23 protein-coding genes and 5 pseudogenes are annotated in these 26,809 nt (G+C 64.8%); 16 read left to right on the top strand and 12 right to left on the bottom strand.

The window, feature by feature from the left end; translation table 11 throughout:
• Positions 1-351, bottom strand: a pseudogene (locus M8523_RS30255) (hypothetical protein); the annotation flags it as partial.
• A gap of 187 nt (positions 352-538) precedes the next feature.
• Between M8523_RS30255 and M8523_RS30250 the strand changes: the two are divergent.
• Positions 539-829 (top strand): hypothetical protein, encoded by a 291-nt coding sequence (locus M8523_RS30250; RefSeq protein ID WP_282588571.1) that lies wholly within the window; start codon positions 539-541, stop codon positions 827-829.
• Between the two features lie 319 nt (positions 830-1,148).
• Here the strand turns inward: M8523_RS30250 and M8523_RS30245 are convergent, their stop codons facing one another.
• Complete coding sequence (locus M8523_RS30245) at positions 1,149-1,661, bottom strand: hypothetical protein (protein ID WP_282588570.1); 513 nt, start codon at positions 1,659-1,661, stop codon at positions 1,149-1,151.
• Between the two features lie 203 nt (positions 1,662-1,864).
• Between M8523_RS30245 and M8523_RS30240 the strand changes: the two genes are divergently transcribed.
• The 3 genes from M8523_RS30240 to M8523_RS30230 all read left to right on the top strand — a co-directional run bounded on the left by M8523_RS30240 (position 1,865) and on the right by M8523_RS30230 (position 5,706).
• Complete coding sequence (locus tag M8523_RS30240) at positions 1,865-2,278, top strand: hypothetical protein (RefSeq protein WP_282588569.1); 414 nt, start codon at positions 1,865-1,867, stop codon at positions 2,276-2,278.
• 477 nt (positions 2,279-2,755) lie between these two features.
• Complete coding sequence (locus M8523_RS30235; protein WP_282588568.1) at positions 2,756-3,115, top strand: recombinase family protein; 360 nt, start codon at positions 2,756-2,758, stop codon at positions 3,113-3,115.
• 512 nt (positions 3,116-3,627) lie between these two features.
• Complete coding sequence (locus M8523_RS30230; RefSeq protein WP_428351632.1) at positions 3,628-5,706, top strand: hybrid sensor histidine kinase/response regulator; 2,079 nt, start codon at positions 3,628-3,630, stop codon at positions 5,704-5,706.
• Positions 5,707-5,754: 48 nt separating this feature from the next.
• Here M8523_RS30230 and M8523_RS30225 read toward each other — a convergent pair whose 3' ends face one another.
• From M8523_RS30225 to M8523_RS30215, 3 genes are read right to left on the bottom strand one after another with little or no spacing between them, the layout of a single operon-like run.
• On the bottom strand, positions 5,755-6,066 hold the full coding sequence (locus M8523_RS30225) for a response regulator (RefSeq protein ID WP_282588566.1): 312 nt from the start codon (positions 6,064-6,066) through the stop codon (positions 5,755-5,757).
• On the bottom strand, positions 6,002-6,805 hold the full coding sequence (locus M8523_RS30220) for a sensor histidine kinase (RefSeq protein WP_282588565.1): 804 nt from the start codon (positions 6,803-6,805) through the stop codon (positions 6,002-6,004). The genes M8523_RS30225 and M8523_RS30220 overlap by 65 nt, the downstream gene beginning before the upstream one ends.
• Complete coding sequence (locus M8523_RS30215) at positions 6,802-7,515, bottom strand: hypothetical protein (protein ID WP_282588564.1); 714 nt, start codon at positions 7,513-7,515, stop codon at positions 6,802-6,804. Before M8523_RS30215 ends, M8523_RS30220 begins: the two co-directional genes overlap by 4 nt.
• A 343-nt stretch (positions 7,516-7,858) precedes the next feature.
• On the opposite strand from M8523_RS30215, the gene M8523_RS30210 reads away from it, so the two are divergent.
• The 3 genes from M8523_RS30210 (at position 7,859) to M8523_RS30195 (ending at position 11,956) form a co-directional block, all read left to right on the top strand.
• Entirely contained in the window at positions 7,859-9,103 is a 1,245-nt protein-coding gene (locus M8523_RS30210; protein WP_282588563.1) for a GAF domain-containing sensor histidine kinase, read from the top strand.
• A 440-nt stretch (positions 9,104-9,543) separates the two neighbouring features.
• On the top strand, positions 9,544-10,593 hold the full coding sequence (locus M8523_RS30200; protein WP_282588562.1) for an HWE histidine kinase domain-containing protein: 1,050 nt from the start codon (positions 9,544-9,546) through the stop codon (positions 10,591-10,593).
• Positions 10,586-11,956, top strand: coding sequence for a sensor histidine kinase (locus M8523_RS30195; protein WP_345894328.1), 1,371 nt, complete (start codon positions 10,586-10,588; stop codon positions 11,954-11,956). Before M8523_RS30200 ends, M8523_RS30195 begins: the two co-directional genes overlap by 8 nt.
• A gap of 93 nt (positions 11,957-12,049) precedes the next feature.
• On the opposite strand, the pseudogene M8523_RS30190 reads toward M8523_RS30195, so the two are convergent.
• Together M8523_RS30190 and M8523_RS30185 are read right to left on the bottom strand one after the other, a co-directional pair.
• Positions 12,050-12,349, bottom strand: a pseudogene (locus M8523_RS30190) (ATP-binding protein); the annotation flags it as partial.
• A gap of 322 nt (positions 12,350-12,671) precedes the next feature.
• Positions 12,672-13,604 carry a LysR family transcriptional regulator gene (locus M8523_RS30185; protein WP_282588560.1) on the bottom strand — a complete coding sequence of 311 codons (933 nt, stop codon included), beginning with the start codon at positions 13,602-13,604 and terminating at the stop codon, positions 12,672-12,674.
• A 648-nt stretch (positions 13,605-14,252) separates the two neighbouring features.
• On the opposite strand from M8523_RS30185, the gene atpD reads away from it, so the two are divergent.
• The 9 genes and pseudogenes from atpD to M8523_RS30140 all read left to right on the top strand — a co-directional run.
• Complete coding sequence (gene atpD, locus M8523_RS30180) at positions 14,253-15,677, top strand: F0F1 ATP synthase subunit beta (RefSeq protein ID WP_282588559.1); 1,425 nt, start codon at positions 14,253-14,255, stop codon at positions 15,675-15,677.
• Positions 15,674-16,093, top strand: a complete 420-nt coding sequence (locus M8523_RS30175; RefSeq protein ID WP_282588558.1) for a F0F1 ATP synthase subunit epsilon — start codon at positions 15,674-15,676, stop codon at positions 16,091-16,093. Before atpD ends, M8523_RS30175 begins: the two co-directional genes overlap by 4 nt.
• Complete coding sequence (locus M8523_RS30170; RefSeq protein ID WP_282588557.1) at positions 16,090-16,383, top strand: AtpZ/AtpI family protein; 294 nt, start codon at positions 16,090-16,092, stop codon at positions 16,381-16,383. Before M8523_RS30175 ends, M8523_RS30170 begins: the two co-directional genes overlap by 4 nt.
• Positions 16,380-16,685 (top strand): ATP synthase subunit I, encoded by a 306-nt coding sequence (locus tag M8523_RS30165; protein WP_282588556.1) that lies wholly within the window; start codon positions 16,380-16,382, stop codon positions 16,683-16,685. Before M8523_RS30170 ends, M8523_RS30165 begins: the two co-directional genes overlap by 4 nt.
• Positions 16,682-17,443: a F0F1 ATP synthase subunit A gene (locus tag M8523_RS30160; RefSeq protein ID WP_282588555.1), complete on the top strand. Its 762-nt coding sequence runs from the start codon at positions 16,682-16,684 to the stop codon at positions 17,441-17,443. The genes M8523_RS30165 and M8523_RS30160 overlap by 4 nt, the downstream gene beginning before the upstream one ends.
• Positions 17,326-18,525 (top strand): annotated as a pseudogene (locus M8523_RS30155) (F0F1 ATP synthase subunit alpha); the annotation flags it as partial. The gene M8523_RS30160 and the pseudogene M8523_RS30155, both read left to right, overlap by 118 nt.
• Entirely contained in the window at positions 18,522-19,379 is an 858-nt protein-coding gene (locus M8523_RS30150; protein WP_282588554.1) for a F0F1 ATP synthase subunit gamma, read from the top strand. The pseudogene M8523_RS30155 and the gene M8523_RS30150, both read left to right, overlap by 4 nt.
• A 502-nt stretch (positions 19,380-19,881) precedes the next feature.
• On the top strand, positions 19,882-20,532 hold the full coding sequence (locus tag M8523_RS30145; protein ID WP_282588553.1) for a BON domain-containing protein: 651 nt from the start codon (positions 19,882-19,884) through the stop codon (positions 20,530-20,532).
• 224 nt (positions 20,533-20,756) lie between these two features.
• Positions 20,757-21,122, top strand: a pseudogene (locus tag M8523_RS30140) (divalent metal cation transporter); the annotation flags it as partial.
• A gap of 17 nt (positions 21,123-21,139) precedes the next feature.
• On the opposite strand, the pseudogene istA reads toward M8523_RS30140, so the two are convergent.
• From istA to M8523_RS30115, 5 genes and pseudogenes are all read right to left on the bottom strand, one after another.
• Positions 21,140-21,766 (bottom strand): annotated as a pseudogene (gene istA / locus M8523_RS30135) (IS21 family transposase); the annotation flags it as partial.
• A gap of 895 nt (positions 21,767-22,661) precedes the next feature.
• Positions 22,662-23,498, bottom strand: a complete 837-nt coding sequence (locus tag M8523_RS30130; protein ID WP_428351625.1) for an amino acid ABC transporter ATP-binding protein — start codon at positions 23,496-23,498, stop codon at positions 22,662-22,664.
• A gap of 40 nt (positions 23,499-23,538) precedes the next feature.
• Positions 23,539-25,485, bottom strand: coding sequence for an oxidoreductase (locus M8523_RS30125; protein WP_282588552.1), 1,947 nt, complete (start codon positions 25,483-25,485; stop codon positions 23,539-23,541).
• Positions 25,482-26,135 carry an amino acid ABC transporter permease gene (locus tag M8523_RS30120; protein WP_282588551.1) on the bottom strand — a complete coding sequence of 218 codons (654 nt, stop codon included), beginning with the start codon at positions 26,133-26,135 and terminating at the stop codon, positions 25,482-25,484. Before M8523_RS30120 ends, M8523_RS30125 begins: the two co-directional genes overlap by 4 nt.
• Before the next feature lie 9 nt (positions 26,136-26,144).
• Positions 26,145-26,807, bottom strand: coding sequence for an amino acid ABC transporter permease (locus M8523_RS30115; protein ID WP_282588550.1), 663 nt, complete (start codon positions 26,805-26,807; stop codon positions 26,145-26,147).
• Positions 26,808-26,809: the final 2 nt, after the last annotated feature.

The following is a 26,809-nucleotide window of genomic DNA, read 5'->3' as shown; positions in this document are numbered from 1 at the left end:
AAGAACGTGACCATTCAAGGCCCGAAGCTCTGGGGCGAGGCCATAGAGCCGCATCAATTTGCCCAGGCGCGGACCCGGCTCGCAGACCACGATGAAGCTTTGCGCGAGGTGCATGCGCCCCTGTCGGGTCACCAGCCGGCGGGCCCCCAACGCGGCGAGCACGAGCGCTGGCGCCTGCTCGATATAGTCGATGGCGAAGGGATGAAGCGCCGCGAGAAACGCGGCCGCCCGTTGCAGTTCGGGATCGGAGAAGCATTGGGCCGCCCGATCACCCGCGATCGGCACCCACTCCTTGTTCTTGACCAGACCGTCCCGGACCAGATCCGGTGCGATCTGCTGAAATGGTGTCATGACCTGTCTCCGTTCGAGAGAAGCCGCCAGCACCGGGCGGCAGCCCGGCGCGGCGATCATCTCTGAGGACGGAGGGTCGCGAGGTTTTGGGAGACGCGGAGGTCATTCCAGCCGCTCTCCATATTCGGACCATTCTCGCGTGCGGCATTCCACGGCGTGCTCATCCACATTGAGAGAGGAGACACCCGTGTCCAAAGACCCTTGCCGCTTCATACTCGCGGTTCTCGTGGTGGCCGTGTGTGCGGCGAGCGCCGATGCCCGCGCCACGGAGGCGAGCATCGGAACGGCGCAGATGGCGTCGGACGGCACCCTCACGTTTTTCCTGATCGCACGGGATCCGGCGAGGGGTATCACCGGCCACGGATTCTTCACCTACAAGCGAGGCGATCCGAAGTACGGGGAGATGCTTCGCCACGTCGGGGGCTTGCGGCCGGGCCAGACGAAATCGGTCCCGCCCTGGCCGAGCGCCGCGAAATAGACCGCACGCGGGGACCTCCAGATCCCCGCATAGGTTGGTGGCCCGCGCCTCGGGATCCTGACCATGCTGGATTTCGAGACGCTGCTCGGAAAGAAGTCTGACCCCTCATCCTGAGCAGGCCTCGCAGAGGCCGCGTCCAAGGATCGGCAGGTACCTCAGACGTGCTCGATGCTTCGACACGCCCGCTCTGCGGGCTGCTCAGCATAAGAGTGTAGAATGTTCAGTCAGGCTTGAGCAGCCCGCGGCTCGCTGGCGTCTCGAAAAATCAGCAAGAGCCTGGCCGATCCTTCGGGGCCGCCTTCCTGCTCTTCTTCTTAGATCAGGTCCCCATGAAGGCCCTCACGGCGTCCTGCATCGCCGCGTCGAACCCTTTCAGGTCCAGCGTCCAATGCACGTTGCCGTTGCCGACGTCGATCGTGACCGGCATCGTGTCCGACAGGTCGAGGGTGTCCGGCGCCATGTCGACAACCTCCACTTCGGTCGGCGACCGGGCGATGGCCGCCGCCGTGTAGTCGGTGCCGCCCACCCGCATGCGGACCGGCTGCCGATTGCCGACCGTCAAATCCCATTCGGGATTGGTGAGAATGAATTGCCCGGTCTTGCTGACCTGGAAGACCACCGTGCCGCCATGCGTCATTTCGGTGGCGACGCCGAAGACCGAATGGCCGTTGGCCGTCACAGCGAAGCCCCGCCAATAATCGTGCCGCGGGAAAACGGACGTGTCCGCCGAAGCGGGTGACGCGAGCGCGGACAATGTGACCACGCCAAAGATCATCGGGGCCGCGACGAGAGCCGGCAGGCTCCGGCGGCTGAACGGGAAAGGCTTGCGCATGGGACCGATGCTCCTTCGAGAGCCCCTCTGAATGATGGCTCATCGAGGGAGACGGAGGCCAATCGATTTTTCGCATCGGCTCGCTGGCCAAGCCACGGCGTCCGTATCGAACGAAGTCGGCCCGCGAAAGAATTTTGCTCCTCCGTCTCCTGGATCATGAGCCCGCGACCGGCGGCCTCGGTCCATGTCTTGAGGAGACCACGATGAAGAATATCGGCAAGATCGCGCTGTGCGTGCCCGTCGCCGTCGGCGTCTGGCTGGCGGCCATCCCCTATTTTGCGATCGCCTTCGTGGTGATCGACTGGTTTGCCAGTCGGCTTGGCGGCGCGGACTACGCCGAGGCTCTGGGTTATCGCGCCAGCGCGATCGGGGTCACGGCCGGTATTGGCTTCGCCGTCTACTGGCTGCTGCTCATCGCTTGCACCGCGGTCCGCAGCCACGGCGGCACCGATTGGATTTCACGCGGCCTAGCCTTGCTCCTCGTCGCCTTTCTGTTGCTCATCCTGCGCGGCACGGCCTGGGATTTCCTGACGACAATCACCCACTACAGCCGCTGGGGCGCCCTCGCCGCTCTACTCTTCGCTTCGATGACAAAGCGGGTCCTCGCCGGCGAATAGACATCGGGCAAAAGCACGTCGCTCCGCCTGCCCGACGGGTTGATGAAGGCCAGCCATGCGTCGCCGGTATCGGCCGGAGCGGCGCTGGTGGCCATCACATGCGTCATCGCAGTCGCCGCCGGTCTCCTGGTGCAAAGCCCGCTTCGCTAACGATGGGTCGGGGGCCTGTCGTCGGCTTCAAGCGTTCCGAAGCCATTCAATTCGACTACAGATCTACCTGGTCTGACCGTCTTTACAGGTCGCTGTCAGTGTTTCACGATCTGCAATACAGAGCGAACCGTCTTCTCACGGCCACTGCGAGCTGCAGAGCGGTCGGTCAGAAGTGCGCCCATCGAGATCGTTCAGCGGCACTGTGTCCCTTCTCAAAAGCGGCCGTTCGTGTAATCGCGGTTTGGAGGAAATTCGCACGGCGAACCGGACCCAATTGAATCAGGCGCTTATGTTGTGCGAATCTCCGGTGCGAAATCGGAGCGACTCATGGCCCATGTCGGTTATGCCAGGGTGAGCACGGACGGGCAGTCTCTCGAAGCGCAGGTTGCCGAGTTGAAGGCCGCCGGCGCCGTGACGGTTCACCAGGAGAAAGTGTCCGGTGCGGTGACCGACCGCGCCGCGCTGACGCGGGCCGTCGCCTCCGTCCAGGCCGGCGACGTCCTGCTCGTGACCAGACTGGATCGCCTCGCCCGTAGCACGCAGGACCTGCTGAACATCCTGGACGAGGTCGCGAAGAGAGGCGCCGGGTTCCGTTCACTGCGGGACACCTGGGCCGACACCACGACGGCGCACGGCCGGCTGATGGTGACGATCCTGGCGGGTTGGCCGAGTTCGAGCGGGAACTGATCCTGGTCAGGACCGGAGAGGGACGCGAGCGCGCGAAGGCGCGCGGCGTTCGGCTCGGACGACGGCCGAAGCTGACCGCCCACCAGCGACGGGAAGCCCTGGACCGACGCTAGCGTGGCGAATCCATCACCGACATCGCTCGATCCTACGCTGTCCACCACACGACGATCGGTCGGCTCATCTAGCTCCCGCCGGCATCTTGAGGACGGTCCCGTGGCGTTGGCGACGACGGCGCGACGTCGCAGATCCATGGAGCGTACCCTCTGCACTCAGTCGATCCGAGCGGCTCGCTTGAAGCCTAGCCCGAGCCGGAGACGAAGAGTCGTAGGGCGACGGCGACACCGTCGGGGGCGCCGGAACGAGCCGGCCTTCATGCGACTTGCCGGCGGACTGGCATAGGCGTTGGAGGCTTGAGAAGCCGGCGGCTCGCGGTATCATCGGCGTCATGAAACAGACCGCGGATGTGCCCCCAATGACCTGCCAGTCTTCCGTGCCGACTGTCGCCTGACCGGATGACAAGCTCGCACCCTCGCGGGAATGACGAGTTCGGTATGGCGGCCCGCATTCGCGACCCTGACTGGTCGACCACGCCCCTGGGGCCAATCGACCGCTGGCCATCGGCGCTCCACGTCGCCGTCAACCTGATTGTCGACTCGCCCGAATCCATATACCTGGCATGGGGGCCGGAACTCGTCTTCCTGTTCAACGACGCATACCGTCCCATCCTCGGGCCCCGACTGCCGCACGCACTCGGGAAGACACTGCCCGAGCTTTGGCCGGACGCCTGGGAAGCCGTTCGCCCATGGGCCGAGAAGGCGTTGACGGGCGAAGCCAGCCTGCATGAGGACATGCCGGTCACCATGGCGCGCTACGGCGAGGACGAGAAGACGTGGTGGTCCTTCTCCTACTCGCCCGTCCGCGACCAGAACGGCGCCGTCGTCGGGCTCTTCTGCATAACCAACGAGACCACCGAACACGTGCTGCGCAAGGCGGCGCTCCAGGACGCGAACGAGCGGCTCCACTCGCTTGTCCAGGCGAGGACGGCCGAGCGAGACATTCTCGCGACCATCGTCGAGACGACCGACGTGATGATCATGGTCAGCGACCTCGACTACAACATCCTCGCCATCAACCAGGCCAACGCCGACGAGTTCGAGCGCGTCTACGGCGTCCGACCGAAGGTCGGCGACAACATGCTGGATCTCCTGGCCGACCAGCCCGAGCACCGCGAACAGGTCAGGATGGGCTGGGGACGAGGGTTAGCCGGGGACGAATTCACGTTCGTCGAGGACTATGGCGAGGCCGACCGCGTCCGTCCCTATTACGAAGTGAAGTTCCGGACCCTCAGGAACGCGAAGGGCGAGCGCATCGGCGCCTACCAGTTCGTGACCGACGTGACGGAGAGGCTGCGCGAGCAGGCCAAGCTCGCCAAGGCCGAGGAAGCCGTGCGGCAGTCCCAGAAAATGGAGGCCGTGGGACAGCTCACCGGCGGCGTGGCGCACGACTTCAACAACCTGCTCACCATCATCCGGTCGTCAGTGGATCTCCTTCGCCGACCGGACCTCGTCGAAGATCGCCGCAAGCGGTACATCGACGCCGTGTCCGACACGGTCGACCGCGCCGCCAAACTGACGAGCCAGCTCCTGGCTTTCGCGCGGCGCCAGACCCTCAAGCCCGAAGTCTTCGACGTCGGGGCGCGACTGCGCGGCGTGGCGGACCTGCTGGACACCGTGACGGGCGCCCGCATCCGCGTCGTGACCGAACTGCCCGATGATGCCTGCTTCGTCCGGGCGGACGTCAGCCAGTTCGAGACGGCCCTCGTCAACATGGCCGTCAACGCCCGCGACGCGATGGAGGGGGACGGCGTCCTGACGATGCGACTGCGTCGCGGGTCGACCATGCCGCCCATCAGGGGGCACGCGGGGGCGGCGGGACCGTTCGCGGCGATCTCGATGACCGATACCGGCGCCGGCATCGAGGAGGGGCAGATCGCGCGCATCTTCGAGCCGTTCTTCACGACCAAGGACGTCGGCAAGGGGACGGGTCTCGGCCTGTCGCAGGTGTTCGGCTTCACCAAGCAGTCGGGCGGCGACGTGGACGTGGAGAGCGCGCTGGGGCGCGGCACCACCTTCACCCTGTACCTGCCCGAGGTCGAGGTGGGTCCGGCGGAGCCTCATGTCGTTGGCCCCGCCCTGGTCGCGTCGCCGGGCGGGGCCGGCCGCCGGGTGCTGGTCGTCGAGGACAACGTGGAGGTCGGCCGCTTCTCGACCCAGGTCCTCCAGGACCTTGGATACGAGACGACATGGGCCGCCAACGCCGAGGAAGCCCTGGACAGGATCGGCGCGCGCGGCGCCGACTTCGACGTGGTGTTCTCGGACGTGGTCATGCCCGGCATGGGCGGCATCGAACTGGCCAAGGAACTTCGGCGTCGCCTGCCCGACCTGCCTGTCGTCCTCGCGAGCGGGTACAGCCACGTCCTTGCCGAGGAGGGCGCGCACGGCTTCGAGCTGCTGCACAAGCCCTATTCAGCCGAGCAGCTTTCCAGCACGCTTCGACGGGTGCCCAAGCGAAGCCGCTCATCCAGTGAATGACGTTCCCGCAGGTAGGCGGCCCCCAAGGGCATCGATGAGGCCCCGGCATCAAACTTCGGTCGGTCTCACCTTGGCGAAGGCCTCGCTGAGCCTGCCCGAGGTGAAGGGCTTGGACACGACCGGCACGTGGGGGAACTCCGCCTCCACGCCCATCGTGCCATAATCGGTTGCGAACACGAACGGGATGCCACGCTCGGCCAGGGCGGCGGCGATGGGGAAAGACCGTGCGCCGTTCAGGTTCACGTCCAGGACGGCGATGTCGATTGGCTCGCGCTCCGCAAGCCGCAAACCGTCGCTAAGCCGGTATGCCGGCCCGACGACGTCGAAGCCCATGTCGACGAGCATGTCCTCTACGAGCATGGCCACCATCATCTCGTCCTCGACGACGAGCACCCGCGTCGCCGTCGTCACGCCTGAAAGCCTTCGGTTTCGAATGGGAGCGGTGCCGTGATCGTGCAGACGAGCCCGGCAGGGCGAAAGTCCAGCCTCGCTCCCCGGCAAGCTCGCCGGCCAATCCACGCTCGATCAGGCGCGATCCGAAGCCCTTGCGGGTCCGCTCGACGACGTTTGGGCCGCCCCGCTCTGTCCAGATGAGCCTCAGCCGGTCCGCGTCGCCCGATCGCTCGACCGACCAATCCACGTCGACCTCGCCCGATGGGATGGACAGCGAGCCGTACTTCGTGGCGTTCGTCGCAAGTTCGTGGAACGCCATGGATAACGCGACCGCCGTCTTCGGCGTGAGGCGGATTGGAGGTCCCGAAAGGCGGCAGCGGCTTCGACCGCCAGCGTCCCGGTGCACCTCGGCTGCCTTGACGATCACAGCCCTGAGGTCGGCCCCATCCCAGCTTTCGGCCGTGAGGATGTCGTGGGCGTCGGCGAGCGCCATCAGGCGGGCCATGAACGCCTCGCGGACCTCGGGCGAGGTGTCCTCGCCACGGAGCGTCTGCATCGCGATCGACTGGATGATGGCGAGCGTGTTCTTCACGCGGTGGTTCAGCTCGTTGATCAGCAACTGTTGGTGACGCTGCGCTTCCTGGGTCTCGGCCAGGGATTTCCTGAGGGCCGCGCGATCGTCGCGTTCCTGCCGCAGGAGGATCAACTCGTCGTAGAGGCGCTGTCCGACTTCCGCGCGGGCGCCCCCGTCGGCGTCAGAAGCAGCGCGGCGAGGTCCTCGTGCATCCGCATGAGATCCTCCACGTCCCTTTCGAACGCGATCTCGGGATGGGTCTCGGTCCAATAATGGGCCGTCCTGATGAACGCGAGGAAGGCCGTCAGCAGTTCGTTCGTCGCGCCCCCGAGCGCGGTCCTGAGGGCGCCTCGCGCCCGGTCGGACTTGGTCGGGTGAAGGAAGAGGACGCTCGCAGCTGCGAAGATGTCGGCCTCTTCCTGCGTGGCCGGCTGGGGAATGGCCAGGGGCGAGTCGCAGGATTCGAGACGGGACAGGCTCGCGTCCAGGGATTTGACGCCCGGAATACTCGGCTGCCTCAGCAACGCCACGACCTCGCCGACACTTTGCGGCTTCGCCTCCGGATCGCCGGCGGGATGTCCCTGGCCGATGAGGAAGCCGACGTGGCGCACGATGCAATATCGGACCTCGCAGAAGCGCGATAGGTGGACGAACAGCCGTTCCTTGAAGAGTGGCGGCAGCGGGTTGTCGATGTAGGCGGACCTGGCGAATCCCCAAAGCTCGGCGATCAGCCCCGGCGCCTCGGACGCGCTCTGGAAGAAGTTGGGCAGGAGCCCGAACCTGCCCGCGACCTCCGTCTCGAAGGCCGCTTGTCTGGCCGCGGCGTCGTCGGTTTGGTGCATCGTGATGGCTCCCGCTTGGCCGCTTGCCGAACCCGGTCGGGGCGAGGGAGCAACGTTCGTCAATGCGTATCCCCCGTGATCGTGTCCCCCCTCGGTTAGGTCGCGAAGCGCTCGCCGAGGCAACTCCGTAATGCAGGGACCATTCATCGACTGTCATATAGCCGTCGACCAACGTCCAGTCGTGGAGCGACAGCCGAAACGTGACGTGAGCTTGGGTGTTTTCAGCTGCCTCAAATGCCTGCGCCCGACCCCGTCGACGTCGGAGCGCGACGGTTGTACGCTATGCCAGAATGCAATTGTCCGAGCGCGCCGACTTGGCCTGACTCCAAAAGCGAGTTCGCCCATGTCAAGCCAGCGCGAGATCCCCACCAAACCCCACGACTTCCAAGGCGACATCGACACGATCGGCCGTATCGATGCCGTGTCGACCATCCTGGACGTGGTCTGCCGCACGACCGGGATGGGCTTTGCCGCCGTCGCGCGCGTCACCGAGGAGCGTTGGATCGCCTGCCAGGTCCTCGACAACATCGACTTCGGCCTCGGTCCGGGCGGCGAGCTGAAGGTCGAGAGCACGATATGCCATGAGATCCGGCAGAACCGTGAGGCCGTCGTCATCAGCAACGTCGCCGACGATCCCGTCTACTGCTCGCATCACACTCCACTGGCCTACGGGTTCCAGAGCTACATCTCGATGCCGATCATGCTGAAGGACAAGACGTTCTTCGGAACGCTCTGCGCCATCGACCCGCGTCCGGCCCGGCTGAACAATCCCGAGACGATCGGCATGTTCAAGCTGTTCGCCGAGTTGATCGCCGCGCACATCGAGACCGACCGCCAACTCCGGACGTCGCAGGCCGCGCTCGTTCAGGAGCGGCAGCTTTCCGAATTGCGCGAGCAGTTCATCGCCGTGCTCGGCCACGACCTGCGCAACCCCGTCGCCTCCGTCGACTCGGGTGCCAGGCTCCTGTCGCGCCAGCCGCTCAACGACAAGGGTCGACAGATCCTCGCGATGATGCAAGGCAGCGTCACGCGGATGAGCGGGCTGATCGACAACGTGCTCGACTTCGCCCGCGCCCGCCTGGGGAACGGGCTGGACCTGGTCTTGGAGGGGGCCAAGCCGCTGCGGCCGGTCCTTGAACAGGTCGTGAACGAATTGGCGTCCGTCGACCCGTCTCGCGAGATCATGGCCCGTTTCGACTTCGACGCCGACCGAGCGATCGCCGTGGACCACGTGCGGATCGCGCAGTTGTTCTCCAACCTGCTTGGCAACGCCCTGACGCATGGCGAACCCGGCGCTCCCGTCAGGGTCGGCGCGGGCACGGAAGGCGACGCCTTCGTGCTCTGGGTCGCCAACGCGGGGACGCCGATCCCGCCGGCGACTTTGGACGACTTGTTCAGACCATTCTTCCGCGGGAAGGCGCGCCCGAGCCAACAAGGCCTCGGTCTGGGCCTCTACATCGCCAGCGAGATCGCCAAGGCGCATGGCGGCACGCTCGTCGCCACCTCGGATACGGACGAGACTCGCTTCACGTTCCGGATGCCGCTTGAGGCGAAACGTGGTCAAACGGCCGTTCGACCACTTGGGTAACGGCGCCTGGTGGGCGCCTTCGATCCGTCAATCCCGATCGCGTCGGGTGCCACGCGACCAGAGAAGTTTGTGGTCCATAGCCTCGTTGCCAGATGCCAGGCTGGCGTAGAACAATGCTGGATTCTCAATCGCCTTCCGCTTCGTAGCAAAAACGCATAGTCACTAAGCGAATCTCAGCGATCCGATAGAGGATCGGAAGCTTGTGCCAACGCTTGGCACAGCCCTTACTAGGCTCCTTGTGGAAGCCACCGCGATTCCAAAACGTAAAACCATGAACGTGTCCTTGATGCCGGAACTGGAACGTTCGGTCATCGCGTGGGTCGTCCCCGGCCGCGATCGCACGGCGAGCGAGATCTTTCGCGCGGCACTGCGGCTCCTCGACAGGGAGGAACCCCTCGACGCGTGCGGTCCTCCTTCAAAGGGCGCGGAGGGAGACGACCATGCCGGACCAGGCCGATAAGTCCGGCGAGCAGAAGATCGCCGGGTCCGACGTCGAAGGGTTTCGCGAAACCCTGGGTCCCTTCGTTGTCGCCGCCGAGACGACGCGAATGCCGATGGTGTTCTGCAACGCCAGGGCGCCGGACAATCCGATCGTCTTCGTCAACCAGGCCTTCCTCAACCTGACTGGTTACGACGAACAAGAGGTGCTTGGCCAGAAGTTCGACTTCCTCATCTTACAGGGTACCGACCCCGAGGCGTTGACGGAGATCCGGACGGCCTTCGAAGGCGGGCGCGATCTTGAAACGCCCGTCCGCTTCCGCCGCAAGGACGGCCACGCGATCTGGGTTTCCGTCTTCATCAGTCCAGTCCGCGACGAAGCCGGCGCCGTCGTGCAGCATTTCGCCTCGTTCGTGGACGTGACGTGGCACAAGCGGGAGGAGGAGCGGCTCCGGTTCCTGCTCGACGAACTCAACCACCGCACGCAAAACACGCTCGCGACCGTGCTGGCGATCGCCGGGCAGACGTTGCGCGGCATGACGGACGAGCGGACCATCGAAGCCTTCGAGGAACGCATCCTCGCCCTGTCGAAGACCCATGGACTGCTCGGCTCGGAAAACTGGGACAGGGTTGGCCTTCGGGAGGTCCTCGACCAGACGCTAGCGACCCTGGGGATTGAGACCCGTATCTCGATCGAGGGGAACGACGTTTCCCTCCGGCCGAAGGAGGCGTTGAGCCTCACGATGGCGTTCCATGAGCTGGCAACGAACGCCATGACCTACGGCGCGCTCTCGACCAGCGTTGGAACGGTCGACGTGTCGTGGCGGCTCGAACCCATGCCGAACGGCGATCGGGTCCGTTTGCATTGGAGCGAAAGCGGCGGCCCTCCCGTCATCCCACCGTCATTCAGGGGTTTCGGCCGGCGGCTGATTAAGGGTGGCTTGGCACAGGACCTGAACGGCGAGGTGCGGCTTGCCTTCGAGGCCACGGGAGTGACTTGCGAGATCGCGATGCCGAACCCGAAAGGGGATCGGTGGACGAGCCATGACTGAGCAGCTGTCCGGACGGCGCATCCTCGTCGTCCAGGACGAGGTGATGGTCTCGTGGATGTTGGAGGACATGCTGGGACAGCTCGGGTGCGCGGTCGTCGGTCCTGCCGCGCGGGTCGAACAAGCCCTGGCGATCATCGACGCCGAGGAGATCGACGCGGCGGTGCTCGACGTGAACCTCAACGGCGAGAAGAGTTATCCCGTGGCGGATGCGCTTGCGGCGCGGGGCGTGCCGTTCGTCTTCTCCACCGAGTACGGAACGAAAGGCATCGGGGAGGCCTACCGTCGACATCCCATGCTGCAAAAGCCATTCAAGAGCGTGACGCTGGGCGAAGCCCTCGGGACGTTGCTGAGCGCCGGGGATCGTGAAACGGCGCAAAAGGCTCCCCCTGCCGTCTGGGATGCGAACCGGCTGCGCATTGCCACCGACGCGGCGGGGGTCGCGTTGTGGTCCTGGAACGTCGACACCGACGCAATCTCGACGGACGAGCGTGCCCACGGCCTGTGGGGGGTCCCTGACGGGCCGGTCACATTCACCGATCTGTCCGCGAACATCCACACGGAGGACCTCGACAGGGTGCGGGCCGCGTTCGCCTCGACGCGGGAAGCCCTCGGCGCCTATGAGGTCGAGTTCCGCATCCTGTGCGGCAAGGAGTTGCGGTGGGTCTCGGCACGCGAACGGGGTGACGACCAGGACATCGTCGGCCGCATCATGTTCGGGGTCTTCCTCGACGTGACCGAGCGCAAGATGGCGGAGGACGCGCGCGAGATGATCGCCGGCGAGATGGCACATAGGGTCAATAACCTGTTCTCGATCGCTTCCGCCCTGGCGATGATTTCCGAACGGTCGACCGAGACTTCGAAGGAGATGTCCAAGGACTTCAGGCTGAGGTTGTCCGCCCTCAACCGCGCGCACGACCTCGTTCGTCCGGTGGTCGGCGATCCGGAAAAGGCGGCCCATCTCGCCGACCTGCTCGCGCTGCTGCTGGCTCCCTATGCCGGCGACGGACCCGGCGGTGACCGAGTCCTGGTCACCGTACCCGAGTTGGTCGTCGGCGAGGCCTCCGCCACGGCCCTGGCCCTCGTCGTTCACGAACTGGCGACGAATTCGATCAAGTACGGAGCCCTCTCGACCGCGACCAGGACGCTCGACGTTTCCTGTGTCGCCGACGACCGGGAGGCGGTGATCACCTGGAGGGAGCGAGGCGGGCCCGAGGTCATCGCGCCGAAGGGGAACGACGGATACGGGAGCCGCTTGGTCACCGGTGCCGTCGCGGGCCAGCTCGGCGGCTCGATCGACTTCGAATGGCTCTCGAAGGGCGTCACCATCGTCCTGCGTATCAGCAAGGCGCAGCTAAGGACGTGAGTCCCGCGTACCCGTTATCCAGCAACAAGACCTGAAGACGCTCCGCCGTGGACGACCGTTCGAAAGCCTCCATGTGGCCCGTCGAGTTGCGGTTCATGCTGCTTGTGGCAGAAGCAACTTGAATGTCGGCGAGACGATCGACACGCTGACACCGGTTTTCCCGCTCACGACATCCATGGTGGCTCCCAACTGCCGGATGAGCGAGTCGACGATCATCGTTCCCAATCCGCCGCACGACTTCCCGACTTGTGAAGCCTTTCCGACGCCGTTGTCGGAGATCGTGAGCTTCCAATCCGCTCCGTCCGCCTCATAGGTGACCAGTATCCGAGAGTCGTGCCCGCCGTTCGGAAACGCATATTTCACGACGTTGAGCACAAGCTCAATGCAGTCTTGGCCAAACCGGGTCCCGTCAGCAAGACGTAGCGGGCCGGGCCGATCGCCTCGACCACGGCATGCAGATAGTCCTTGTCCTCGGCGGCATGGCCGCTTCTGATCGAATTCGCCTTGTGGTGGATATGGATGTCGGGATTGGCGGGATGCAGGACACCTTGTCCATCTGATCGGCGTCGAAGTGGAAGACCTTGGCTTCGTGGTGATTATTTCATGCGACGGCGTGGGCGTGCTGCTTCACCGGTTCGACCTCATAAATGGTGGAGGCGTCGTGCTCGACGCCATGGAATCGCGTGGCGCTATCGACGCTGCGAACGAAGCGCCGTCATGCCGCCGGGGCAAGCTCGGGTTCGTCCTGCACGGGATTGAGTTCATCGCCGCGCTGGCGGACCCACTTCGTGATGTGATCGAGGGCGACTCGAATGCGGGGCGTTTCGCGATTGTCCTTGTGCACCACCTGCCAGATGCCCGTGCTCGGTATGAGGGACGGGAGTGGTGGGGTCTTGAGACGGACGAGTCCGGGTTCGCCGTCCGCGCAGAAGCGGACGAGGCTGGCCAAGCCTCCACCTTGCTTGGCGGCAGCAAGCGCGGCGGCGTGGCTGCTTGTCTGCATGCCAATACGCGCCCGGGGTGCGAGTTCGGCAAGCCAGTCCGTCTGCGTCGCGTCCTGGATGCCCTCCAATTGGGTGATCAGACGGTGCCCGGCGCAGCCAGCGTCGTAGTCGCATTCTCCGTGCCGTTCGAGGTAGCCGGGGCTGGCGTAGAGTCCGAAGGCGAGCGTGCCGATGCGGCGTACGACGAGATCGTGTTGGTCGGGTTGCCGCAGCCGAACTGAAATGTCCGCCTCGCGCATCGAGAGGCTGAGTTCTTTTGGGTTGGGAATTAGATCTATCATGATGTCGGGCTGCGTTTCGTGCAGTGTCCCAAGGCAGGGCGCAACGAGGTTGCAGGCGATCGTCTCGGCACAGGTGACTCGGACATGGCCCGCCATGCGAAGGTCGCGTCCCACCACTTGCCGCTCCAACGCGAGCGCCTCAGCCTCCACCCGTTCCGCCTGCCTAAGGACGTCGTCGCCCGCCAAGGTTGGCAAGTATCCCTCCGGAGTCCGGTTCAGGAGGCGGACGCCCAGGCTGCTTTCCAACGATGCAAGACGTCTCCCCACCGTCGATTGGGCCACGTGCAAATGCTTCGCAGCGCTCGAAAGGGTTCCGAGACGAGCGATTGCGAGGAAGAACCTCAGGTCATCCCAATCCAGCATAGTGTTTCCTCGACACGCGACGATCGCCTGAGTCGGACAGGTTCCGTTTTTGAACAGTCGCTACCCGGGATCGCTCGGTGCTTTTCAGGTTAGAGATAACTATTGAGATAAATCAGGGTCGATCACAGGAAAGGGACCGCACCGGGACGAAGCTGTTCATCGGGAGATGTCGGCTGGTTCAGCGATTCAACGTCTTCGCGTCGACGTCCGTCTCGTGCAATATTCGATACTTACTGTCCGAAAATACTTCTTCCGGTGAGGCCCGACATCGGGGCGGTGGATTTGGATGGGCACATCATGAACCATCTCTTCGTGGTCGCCTGTCGGTTGAACACAGGTTCACGATGGGGTTGTCGGACGCCTAACCGACGAACTTGCAGAGGTGATCGCGGCATCCGAGCCTGGGAGTTTTCGATCGCTGCGGATGCGCCGAGCGTTTTCGCATTCTCGGTCACCGACTTTGCTGATCACGTCGGGGTCGCAGACCCCGTACACTACGTATTCTCCGACGCGTATGTGGGCCGTGTGAAACTCGTCGGCGGGTCGGGCACGACGCCTGCGCTCGAACGAAGTCTTCCCCGCTGCAAGCGTCCCGCCCAACTGGCGGCGCGCCGCTTCGGCCCACATATCTGAACAATTGGAACTGACATGAACGAAGGTCCGGCGAAAGGTTGCGTGATCTCGGTTCGGGGCGCCGTCGTCGACGTGACCTTTGCCGGCGCGGCCCTCCCCGCGATCGATACCGCCCTCATCGTGCAGTGGGACCGTCCCGAACCGCTCGTCCTCGAAGTTCACAGTCACGTCGATCCCTCTACCGTGCGATGCATTGCCTTGCAGGCCACCGCAGGCCTCGCTCGCAGCACGCGGGTTCGCACGACCGGTGGTCCGATCTCGATCCCGGTCGGTGATGCCGTGCTCGGGCGGCTCCTCGACGTCGTCGGCACCGTCAGGGACCGAGGGCCGCCACTGCCGCCGGAGACGCCCCGACGCGGCATCCACAATTCGCCACCCTCCATGGAAGACGAGACGTCCAGCACCGCGGTGTTCGAGACGGGGATCAAGGTCATCGACCTGCTTGCGCCGCTTCTCCAGGGCGGCAAGGCCGCGATGTTCGGCGGCGCGGGCGTCGGCAAGACGGTGCTCGTCATGGAGCTGATCCACGCCATGGTCGAGAAGTACCAGGGTATTTCGGTCTTCGCCGGCGTCGGGGAGCGCTCGCGCGAAGGCCATGAGCTGCTGACCGACATGCAGGGATCGGGCGTGCTGGCCCGCACGGTGCTCGTCTACGGCCAGATGAACGAGCCGCCCGGCGCGCGCTGGCGGGTGCCGCTCACGGCGCTGACCATCGCCGAGTTCTTCCGCGACCAGAAGCACCAGAACGTGCTGCTGCTGATGGACAACGTCTTCCGCTTCGTCCAGGCCGGCGCCGAACTGTCGAGCCTGCTGGGGCGCCTGCCGTCCCGGATCGGCTACCAGCCCACGCTCGCGACCGAGGTCGCGGCCTTGCAGGAACGCATCGCGTCGGTCGCCGGCGCGGCGGTCACGGCCATCCAGGCCGTCTACGTCCCGGCCGACGACTTCACCGATCCGGCCGTGACCGCGATCTCCAGCCACATGGACAGCATGATCGTGCTCTCGCGCGACCTCGCGGCCGCGGGCTTCTACCCCGCCATCGATCCGCTCGCCTCCACGTCGGCGCTCCTGGATCCGATCCTCGTCGGGGAGGAGCACTACCGGGTCGCGGAGCGCGCCCGCGAGGCCCTGGCCCGCTTCAAGGACCTCCAGGATATCATCGCCCTGCTCGGCGTCGAGGAACTCGGTGCCGCTGATCGCGAGACCGTCAAGCGGGCCCGGAGGCTCCAACGCTTCCTCAGCCAGCCCTTTGCCGTGACGGAGGCTTTCACGGGAACTCCCGGCCGAAGCGTCCCCCGTGCGGAAACGATCGCCGGCTGTCGAGCCATCCTGGACGGCGAGACCGACGAATGGGCCGAAAGCTCGCTCTACATGGTCGGCAACCTGGACGAGGCACGGCAGAAGGAGACGGACGCGAAAAAGACGGATCGGCCGTCGTGAAGCTGCGCATCGACACGCCGCTTGCGACCGTCGTCGACGAGGAAAGCGTCCTCGCGTTCCGGGGAGAGGACGCGAGCGGCGCCTTCGGAATCCTGCCGCGGCACGCCGAATATCTCACCAGCCTGACGATCTCCGTCGTGAGTTGGACGGCAGCAGGGGGGAAGCAACGATGCTGCGCCGTGAGGCGCGGCGTCCTGACCGTCACGCCCGGACGCGACATCGCCATCGCCATCCGTGAGGCGATCGCGGGGGATGACATCGCGACGCTCGAAAAGACCGTCGTCAGCCGGTTCCGCGACGAGATCGAGGCGGAGCGGACTGAGCGGGTCGACAGCACCCGCCTGCAACTGCGCGCAATTCGCGAGATCGTGCGTCATCTCCAAGCGGGACGGACGCCGTCGGATACCTTCGGATGACGGCGCCGCTCCCCGACCAGGTCGATGATGACCAACTTCTCGCCGGCGTCAGGCTTCACGACGCGCGTCACCGGGCCTGGCTGCGCGACGGCGAACCCTCCGTCGCGAGGCGACTGGCCCAAATCGGCGTTCTGGGCTGGATCGTCGTGGTGCCCATGCTGATTGGCGTCTTCGCCGGACGGTGGCTCGACCGCACCTTCGACTCCGGTCTGTTCTGCACCGCTCCCCTGCTGATGCTCGGGGCCGCGCTCGGTTGCTGGTCGGCCTGGAAGTGGACGCAGACCGCATGAGCGCCTGGTCGTTCCATGGCTGGTCTTCCTGGTTCATCGCCCTGAGTCTCGCCTTCCATTGTGCCATGGGCCTCGTGCTTGGCGGCCTCCACTTCGGCGGTCTGTGGTGGAACACGCGCCTGTTCGCCGATGGGGGCCGGCTGACGCTGGCCATGGCCGCGATGCTCGGCCGGATCGTGGTTCTGGGGGGCGTGTTGACATTGGTCAGCTTTGAGGGCGCGCCACCGCTGCTCGCGACGGCCACCGGCGTGCTCCTGGCCCGCGCGGTCGTGACCCGCCGTACCCGCCGGAGGACGTGGTGACATCTCCCCTCGCCAGCCTCGCGCTTTTCCACGTCGGTCCGGTGACGATCACGGCGGCCGTGATCGTCACCTGGGCTATCATGGCGGTCCTGACCCTGGGCAGTGTCCTCGTCACGCGTCGACTGACCCTCGTCCCGTCGAGGACGCAGGCCGCCTTCGAACTTGTCGTCGACACGGTGGACGGCCAGATCCGGGATACCATGCAGCTGGAGCCGGGACCTTATCGTGCCTTCGTCGGCACGTTGTTCGTTTTCATCTTCGTGGCCAATTGGTCGTCGCTCGTTCCGGGAGTTGGACCGCCCACCGCCAAGCTCGAAACCGATGCCGCCCTCGCGCTCCTCGTTTTCGTCGCGGTGATCTGGTTCGGCATCCGCGCCGGCGGCCTGCGCGGTTACCTCGCGACCTTCGCCTCGCCCAATCCCGTCATGATCCCGCTCAACTTCATCGAGAGCCTGACGCGCACCTTCTCCCTCCTCGTGCGCCTGTTCGGCAACGTGATGAGCGGCGTCTTCGTGATCGGCATCGTCCTGTCGCTTGCCGGCTTCCTCGTCCCGATCCCGCTCATGGCGCTCGACCTGCTGACCGGGGCCGTCCAGGCCTACATCTTCGCGATCCTCGCGATGGTGTTCATCGCTGGCGCGGTCGGCCGCTCGACGCCAAGGGGCCGATCGCGGCGGATGGCAAGGAGCCGATCGAGCGACCGGCGCCGGCGATCATCGACCGGGACCTCGTCACCGAGCCCGTCCAGACGGGACTGATCGTGATCGACGCGCTCTTCGCGCTTGGCCGGGGCCAGCGTGAACTCATTATCGGGGACCGCGCCATCGGCAAGACGACGATCGCGATCGACACGATCATCAACCAAAAATCGAGCGACATGGTCTGCGTCTACGTCGCGGTGGGCCAGAAGAGTTCGAGCATCCGCCGCGCCATCGACGCCATCCACGCCGGCGGCGCCCCGGAGCGGTGCATCATCGTGTTCGCCGAGGCCGCGAGTTCCCCCGGTCTGCAATGGATCGCGCCGTTCGCCGCGATGACGATGGCCGAGTATTTCCGCGATCGCGGTCAGCACGCCCTGATCGTGATCGACGACTTGACCAAGCACGCCGCGACCCATCGCGAGATCGCGCTCCTGACGCGCCAGTCGCCCGGCCGCGAAGCCTATCCTGGCGACGTGTTCTACGTGCATGCGCGCTTGTTGGAGCGGGCCGCCAAGCTCTCGAAGGAAAAAGGCGGCGGGTCGCTCACGGCTCTCCCCATCGCGGAGACGGATGCGGGCAATCTCAGCGCCTACATTCCGACCAACCTGATCTCAATCACGGATGGCCAGATCGTGCTCGACGCCAAGCTGTTCCGCCAGGGCCAGAAGCCGGCGGTCGACGTCGGCACCAGCGTGAGCCGCGTCGGCGGCAAGACCCAGGCCCGTGCTCTTCGCGACGCGGCCAAGACGCTACGCCTCGACTACGCCCAGTTCCTCGAACTGGAAGCGTTCACCCGGTTCGGCGGCATGCCCGACACACGGGTCCAGAAGCAGCTCGCGCGGGGCGCCCGCATCCGTGCGATCCTCGAACAGCCGCAGCATTCGCCCCTGCGGTTGGCCGACGAAGTCGCCCTGGTGCTCGCAGTGCAGTTCGGCCTCCTCGATACGATCCCGTTGCCGACCGTGGACGCGGTCCGCAAAGGGTTGCGCGATGCGCTCGACAAGGACGCCGCTTTGGAGGTTCGAGAGATCGAAGACAAAGGTGTGCTCGACGACGCGACGAGGCATGCGCTAGGCGCCGTGATGGAGCGCTACGTGAAGACGTTGCTGCCGGCCACGACATCGGCCAAGCCGGCGTGACCGAGCGTCTCGCCGAGGTCGGCGCCCGGATCGACGGCATCCGGCAGCTCGGTGCGGTGGTGAATGCGATGCGCGGCATCGCGGCCGCCCGCGCCCAGCAGGCCCGAGGCCAGCTCGCCTCCGTCGACAGCTATGCGGCCGCGATCGCGGCGGCGATCGGACAGGCCCTATCCCTACCGCCTGCGATCCGTCCGAAAAACCCCGCACATCGGCAGACCGGCTCCGCGCTGGTCGTGTTCTGCGCCGAACAGGGTTTTGCCGGCGCCTTCAGCGAGCGCCTCCTCGATGCGGCCCGAGCGGATCTGGGCCACTGCAAGTTGTACCTCATAGGAACGCGTGGCGGGACGGTCGCTCGCGAGAGGGCCATCTCGCCTGAATGGTCAGGCGCCATGCCCTCCCATTCGGACGGCATTCCCAAGCTCGCGGACGTGATCGCCGAGGCGCTCTATCAACGCATCGCCGCCGGTGACATCGACCGTCTCGACGCGATGTTCAGCCGGTGGGAGCCCGGGCACGGCTGTCGCGTCGAACGCCGCCGCCTTTTCCCGATAGACCTGACCACCTTGACCAGCCCCAAGGGGAACGACCCCTTCGTGACGCTCGAACCGACCGTACTCATCGGCGAACTGACGGCGGCTTACGTCCACGCCGAACTCTGCACGGCGGCCCTCCACGCGTTCGCGGCGGAGAACGAAGCGCGCCTTCAATCGATGACATCCGCCCACAGCCAGATCGAGCGTCAGCTGGCTGAGCTGCAATCGGTCCAGAGAATCGTGCGGCAAAACGGGATCACGGAGGAAATCATCGAACTGGCAGCCGGCGAAACGGCCAGCCGAACTGCCGGCCGCAGGTGATGAACGGGATCGGAAAGCGCCGGGGTGCGGGAGGAACGTCGAAGCGATCATACGAGCGACGGACTCGCCTCCAGCCATTTGGCGCTGGCTGAACATGGAGTCCAATATGCGGACGAAGGCTCCGTAGCTGTTGAGCAGGCCGTGCAGGCCTGTCATCAGGTAGCCTTTGAGGAACCTGCCTTCCAACCGACGACGTGCGTTGCAGCACTGATGCGCTCCAGGTCCTCGGCCGATCGACAGTTCTCAGCGGCAGGCCGTCGCAGGCGGTGTTGGTCCCTGAGGCAGGACGCGATCACGCCTGCCCCAACCTAGGCGAACGCATTTGCGCATAGTCGCTCCGCGAACTCGGTTCACGCCTCGATCGAGCGATCCGGCTAGGTTCGGTGTCACGGTATCAGCCGCATCACACAGTGGCCGCGTTGCTTCGGCTTACCTCGGCATCTCCCTGACGGGAGGTGCCCATGGCGCCTGCGCGCCGATTATCTCCATAGGAGGAAACCTCATGAACAACGACAGTCAGCTCCAAAAGTCCGTGCAGGACGAACTCGCCTGGGAGCCGAGCGTGATCGCGGCCCATATCGGCGTCGCCGCCAAGGAGGGCGTCGTGACGCTCAGCGGCCACGTCCTGACCTACGCCGAAAAGTACGCCGCCGAGAAGGCGGCCGGGCGCGTGAAGGGCGTCAAGGCAGTCGCCGAGGAACTCGAAGTCCGCCTTCCCTTCGACACCAAGCGAACGGACGAGGAAATCGCGGCCGCCGCCGTCGAGCGACTGGCGTGGGACACCTCGGTCCCGCACGACGCCGTCAAGGTTAAGGTCGAGAAGGGTTGGCTCACCCTCACCGGACAGGTCGACTGGAAATATCAGAGGGACGCGGCGGAGCACGACCTGCGTCCCCTGTCCGGCGTGGTGGGGGTATCCGACCAGATCACGCTCAAGCCGCGCCCCAGCGCGACCGACATCTCGGCCGACATCAAGCGCGCCCTGCACCGGTCGTGGTCTTCCTACCAGGACAACGTGTCGGTGAGCGCGACGGGCGGCTCGGTCCGCCTTACCGGAACCGTGCCCACCTTCGACGACAAGTGGGTCGCGGACGATACAGCGTGGCGCGCCCCAGGCGTGACGGGCGTCGAGAACGACATCGCGGTCGTCTGATCGCCGGCCGCCGGAGGGCATCCTTCCGGCGGCAACCGGAACGCGAGAAGCAGATGCGACAGAACGCTCGGCGAAGTTGGTTCGAGCGAAGACCGATCGTCCCCGAAAAGCCCGATGAAGATCGGGTGGCACGTCCAAGCTCGGCTGCACGGCGATCGTGCGCTGCCCTTGATCCTGAGGCTGCGATAAAATTTCTGCTCCAGCCTGAGACAAACATTCCCGTCGTGCCGAAACCGAGTGGACTTCCACTGAAGTCGGTCGGATTCCTCAAGAAACTCGGACCGGGTCTCGTCACCGGTGCGGCCGATGACGACCCGAGCGGCATCGCCACCTACAGCCAAGTCGGCGCGAAATTCGAGTTCGGACTCGCCTGGACGATGCTGTTCAGCTTGCCGATGATGGTGGCCTTTCAGGCCGTCTGCGCGCGCATCGGCGCGGTCACCGGCGCCGGCATCGCTCACAACCTCCGGCGGCACTACCCCGCGTGGCTCCTCCGGGTTGTCGTCGTTCTTCTGCTCGTAGCCAACGTCATCAATCTCGGTGCCGATCTCGGAGCGATGGGAGCCGCCGCACAACTGCTCGTCGGAGGGTCAGGGCGCCTCTAAGCACCGCGACCGACCTTATCGACGGCGGTCTTCATGTTGTCGTAGATGCCGCGCTGCGGAACACCACCCAGGACCCGGAAGGCGTGGTTATGAGCGTCAAACAGCATCTCGTGGGTTTGCAGCGGATAGGCCCGGAGCGTAAAGGCGCGGCTGTAGGACAGTTTGACGTGGGCAATCTGCAGCTTGGTCCGCTCGCCGGCGAGGATCGCCCAGTCTTCTGACCAGTCGAACTGAAAGGCTTCGCCCGGCACAAACGCCAGGGGAACGAACGTGCCCCGACCACTGGTCTGTTGCTCGCGCTGTCGGGCGGCCTTCCAGTCACGGGCAAAGGCCGCAACCCGATTATACGAACCCCCATAGCCGAGCCCGACGAGATCGACGTGCAACTGCCTGATCGTGCGCTTTTGCTTGCGCGACTTCCCCGTCTCGACGCGAAGCATCGCCGACAGCTTCTCCGCATAGGGGTCGAGCTTGCTCGGACGGCCGGGGGTGTTGAACCGAGGCTCAAGGCTATCCTGGCGAAGGTACTTGCGAACCGTGTTTCTCGAAAGACCGGTGCGCCGGGCGATCTCTCGAAGGGAGAAATAGTCCCGGCAATGCCAGCGTCGGATGACGCTCAATAACTCCATGTCGATCACTCCGATGCCCCCCACGCAAACCGCGTGGAAGGAGGTGAAAACATGGGTCAATTCTCGATGGAAAAATCCGAGCCGCCTGGGTCACTTCTCAGCGGAAATCAACAGCCCCGTCCGACTCCAGACGAACGATACTAGATTAGACTGTGCCCTTGGCTAACCTTTTATGTTCATGATCGTATTTCATCTGTTGCGGGCTCACCGGCCGTTGTAGGGTTGGCCTGGATTTGCTCCGCCCCGTGGCCTGGATTTGGACCGCCCTTCACACCAGGACGAAGCCCGCGATGCTCACGCTTCGGCGCGCCCTCTTCAACCGCGCGCCGAGGATTCGGGTCGTAAACAGGGTTCTCGGCCTCAGAAAGCTTTACGGAGCCGATCACCCCTCAATCGTGACAAACCAGCTTCGCACTGTAAATCTCGCGGCTACCCATGTTCTGATTGCCTCCGATGCTCCGCCACGATAGCCGCCCTCACTGCATAAGACCGCCTCCGATCGCTAACTTTCAACCGGAGACGACCACGCATGGGCTCGGGTGCAGCGCCGATAAGGAACCCTCAGTGATCAAGAAGTTCGCTGAAGTCTCAATGATTGGTCGGTGTTTAGAGCAGGGGTCGGTTTTGGTGGCGCTTTTACAATCAAAGCCGCTATCACCAGCACCAGTCATGCCATGGGGGACAAGCACCTCCCCGCACCCTCTCCCAATTCGAATACAGACTCTACCGCGAACAGGATCTCTCCGCCATCATCAAACGACTGACTTAGGCCGGGATGGATCCAATCCGGAGGTTTTATCGAACCGTGAAATTGGCCGAGATTCATGCGTGATCAGGCAAAAAACTGACTTCGGACAGACTCTGAACGGCTTTTTTTGGTCGATCTTCGCCTTACTCATCCCGTCCTCAGCATGCGCTTAAGAAAGGCTTGTGTCCGAGGATGTCGAGGGTTGCGCAAGATGGAGCCGGGAGGGCCGTCTTCGATGATCCGACCCTGGTCCATATAGACGACGCGGTCTGCGACCTCTGCCGCAAAGGCCATCTCGTGGGTCACCACCACCATCGTCATACCGTCTTGCGCGAGTTGAAGCATGACCTTCAATACCTCGTCGACGAGCTCGGGGTCGAGGGCTGACGTCACCTCGTCGAAGAGCATGAGCCTCGGCTTCATGGCCAGCGCCCTGGCAATAGCCACCCGTTGCTGCTGCCCGCCCGACAATTGGCTGGGATAGGATGCCGCCTTGTCGTGCAGTCCAACCTGATCGAGTAGGGCTTGCGCCTGCATCCGCGCTTCCGCTTTGGTGGCCCGGCGGTGCGCCAGCGGCGCTTCTGTGATGTTTTCGAGTGCGGTGAGGTTCGGGAACAGGTTGAAGTGCTGGAACACCATGCCAATCTGGCTGCGCTGGCGTCGCAACGCTGCGCCTTGGAGCAGACGGGGCGGAGTGCTCCGGGCATCCTGGCCAATCAGCTCCCCGTCGAGCCAGATCTCGCTGCCGGGCTCTGGCACTTCGAGATAGTTTACGCAGCGCAGCAGCGTCGACTTGCCGGATCCGCTGGCCCCGATCAGGGCCACTACCCTGCCGGCTGGAATATCCAGGTCGACGCCGTGCAGAACGGTCTTCGGGCCGTAGCGTTTGACGAGCTTCTTGATTCGGAGCAGCGGCGCAACGTTGACGACGGCGCTCTCGTGCGCACCATGTTCGGAGAGGGCTGCCAATTCGATCATGGTCATCCCAGTTCGACTCGCGATATCTTCGCGGCACGGTCGCGCGTCATAGCGCGTGACCCACAGCGTGGCCTTCAAGGATAGCCGCCTCGACGTTGCGTGGTGTTTCCCCATCCCCGATCACGTGAACTTCCGTTGCAAGCCTACGTATCGCAGCCAGCAAGGCTTGGTCGGAACGTGGCGCCGCCGCCACCACAACCGTTGCGATGTTTAACAGAGTCGCCTCGGTCTCGCTCGGCAGGTGGACGAGGGTCGCGCCTTCCGGATCGAGTCGGACCACTCTGTGTTCCGTGAGCACCGTCACCCCCTTGCCATGCAGCACCTTGCTCAACCAGGTTCGGGTGGGCTTGACCAGCCGGTCTCCCAACCGCGACGCCTGCGTGACGAGCACGACCCGGTGACCGCGATCGCGCAGAAAGCTCGCAACGCCGATGCCGCTCGCCGAGTCCAGAAAATCGAGCACCATGACATCGCCTCGTGCCACTGCCGCACCGCTGAGAACCGCCCGTTCGGTGAGGATATTGGCATGCGCTCCGGGTAGGTCGGGTAACGCCGCCACCGCCCCGGTGGCCACGACAATCGCGTCGGGCTTTTCGACCCGGATTTGATCGAGGTCGACGCGCGTCGACAACCGCACGTCGACGCCGGTGGTCAGGAGACGCCGCGCCTGCGCGTCGATCAGGCGCTTCCAACCCGTCCGGTTCGGGGCCTGGGCCGCGATCCGCAGGGCGCCCCCGAGCGTCGCCTCGCCTTCGAACAGGATCACGACATGGCCGCGCGTGGCCGCGACCGCCGCCGCCTCCATGCCGGCCGGCCCGCCGCCCACCACGACCAGTTTCTTGCGCACTGCCGCCGGATGGATCTCGCCCCATTGAATCTCGCGGCCTGTCACGGGATTGCCGACGCAGGAGATCGGAAGGCCCGTTTCGAGATGGCCGATGCAGGCCTGATCGCAACCCACGCAGGGGGTGATGTCATCGGTTCGGCCGTCGCGCGCCTTGTTCGGCAGGTGCGGGTCGGCGATCAAGCCACGGCACATACCGGCGAAATCTGCGGCGCCGCTTTCGAGCAGTCTTTCGGCGACGTCCGGCCTGTCGATCCGGGTCCCGTGGATGATCGGGATCGCGACCTCATTTCTAATCGACTTTGCGACCCCCGCGTAAGGGGCTGACGGCATGTCCATCAGCGGCAGGTGCCGCATGGCGCTCATGTCGTCCGAATCGTTGCCCATGGAGACGTCGACGTAATCGATCGCCGCGGCCCGGATCATGCCCTGAACCACGATCGTCATCTCGTCGACCGTGAGACCACCCTTGATCAACTCCTCGCCGCTGATGCGAACTCCAAGCGGGATGTCGGGTCCGACGGCACGGCGCACGGCGACGAGAACCTCGAGCGGAAAGCGCATCCGGCTGTCGAGCGTGCCGCCGTAGGCGTCGTCCCGCTTGTTGGTCAGCGGCGACAGGAACTGGTTCAAAAGCAAGCCATGACCGGTGTGAACCTCAATACCATCGAGGCCAGCTTCGAGGTTTCTAAGGGCGGCCTTGGCGTGTGCGTCCACCAGTTCGGCGATCTCGTCCACGGACATGGCGTGCGCATGGCTTCCGAGCGTCTGGTTATAGAGGGCCGAAGGTGCCCATGGCGCCGCCGGAGTGGCGCCTGCGAAAGCCCCGAAATGCCCGATATAGCCGAACAGCTTGGCGCCATGGCGATGGACGGCCTCGGCGATGCCGGCGAGGCTGGGGATGATCGCATCGTCGTAGTTGCACAGCAGATGGCCGAGGCCGGGTGATGAGGGATGGACCTGCTGGGTACCGATCATCAGGAGGCCGACCCCGCCCTTGGCGCGCTCCGCGTAATAGGCGCGCATCATGGCCGTGGCCTCGCCATCCTTGACCATGCGGGTCCCATGGCCCGTCAGCACGACTCGATTGCGGATCGTTACACGGCCGATCGCCATCGGCGACCAGAGGCGAGGGTAGCGAGTCGTCATGGCAGCGCTACCTTGCGTTGAAGGATCACCTGAGCAAACGCCAGAACGGCGCTCAGCGTGAGGTAGGTGATGGCCGCGAAGGTGAGGAATTCGAGGGCGCGGTAGGTCTGGGTCAACAGCGCCATGCTTTCGCCCGTGACCTCGTTGACCGCCACGATCGAGGCCATGGAAGTCGCCTTCAGGGACACGATGGCGCGCGTGAAGTAGGGCCCGATCATCACCGGCAGTGCCTGCGGAACGATGATGCGTCGCGTGCGCCACCAATAGCCGAGCCCGAGAGCATCGGCGGCTTGGAACTGCCCGGGATCGATGGCGGTCAGGCCCGCGCGCAGGTCCTCGGCCAGATAGGCCACGGTGCCGATCGTGAGCCCAGTAAGGGCCGCGGTGAAAGGTGCGATCCGAAGCCCCAATTGAGGCAGGCCGTAGAAGGTGAAATAGAGGATTACGAGAACGGGAATGCACCGGATGCCATTTACGTAGCAGGCCGCGGCACAGCGCAGGCCCAGCATCGACGACACCCTGGCCAGCGCCACGAGAAGCGAGATCGGGGTGGCGATCAGCATCAGCAGCACGAAGAGCTCGATCGTCACGAGGACGCTCTGCAAAAGCTCCGGTAGCGCTTGGACGATCAGGTCAAGATCGAAGCTCATCGCTTGCCCTCACCGTCTCGCGTGGGGCGCCCACAGGCGCTCGGCCGCAGCCTGCAGCCCCATCAATCCCGCATCGACGATGCCGTAGAGCGCGGCAATGCCGAGGAGGATCTCGAAGGGCCGATTGGTCGCGAGGATGACCTGATTGGCACGCGTGACGAGTTCGAGCACGCCGATCGAGCCGGCGAGTGCGGTGCCCTTCACCATGTCGGTGCTGTAGGAAATGTAGGGCGGGATGATCGACGGCAGCGCCTGCGGCAGCAGCACCCTTCGATAGGCCCGGAACGGCGGAAGGCCCAGCGCCGCGATGGCCGCATGTTGACCGGGATCGACGGAGCGGAACCCCGCGACGATCAACTCGGCCACGACGAGTGTGTTGTAGGCCGTGAAGCCCGCGATGGCGGCGACGAGCGGCGTCAGGCTGATACCGAACTGAGGCACGACGAAATAGGCGACGAACAAGATCACGAGGGGCGGGATGCCACGCAAAATCCAGCTGATCGCCATCATTGGGTACAGGATCGCGCGATTGGTCGCGCCGAGGCCCAGCGCCGCGATCATCGCCAATGGCGTGCTGAGAAGCAGAACGATGACGACAATCTCGAGCGAGATCGCCGCTCCTTGCAAGAGATAAGGCCAGCGGGTCAGCCAGACCGAAAAATTCAGGTGCATGG

This window comes from Lichenifustis flavocetrariae (assembly GCF_026130545.1).
Taxonomy (GTDB): domain Bacteria; phylum Pseudomonadota; class Alphaproteobacteria; order Rhizobiales; family Beijerinckiaceae; genus Lichenihabitans; species Lichenihabitans flavocetrariae.
The sequence above is the reverse complement of the archived record's forward strand: the minus strand, read 5'-3'. Positions and strand labels throughout refer to the sequence as shown.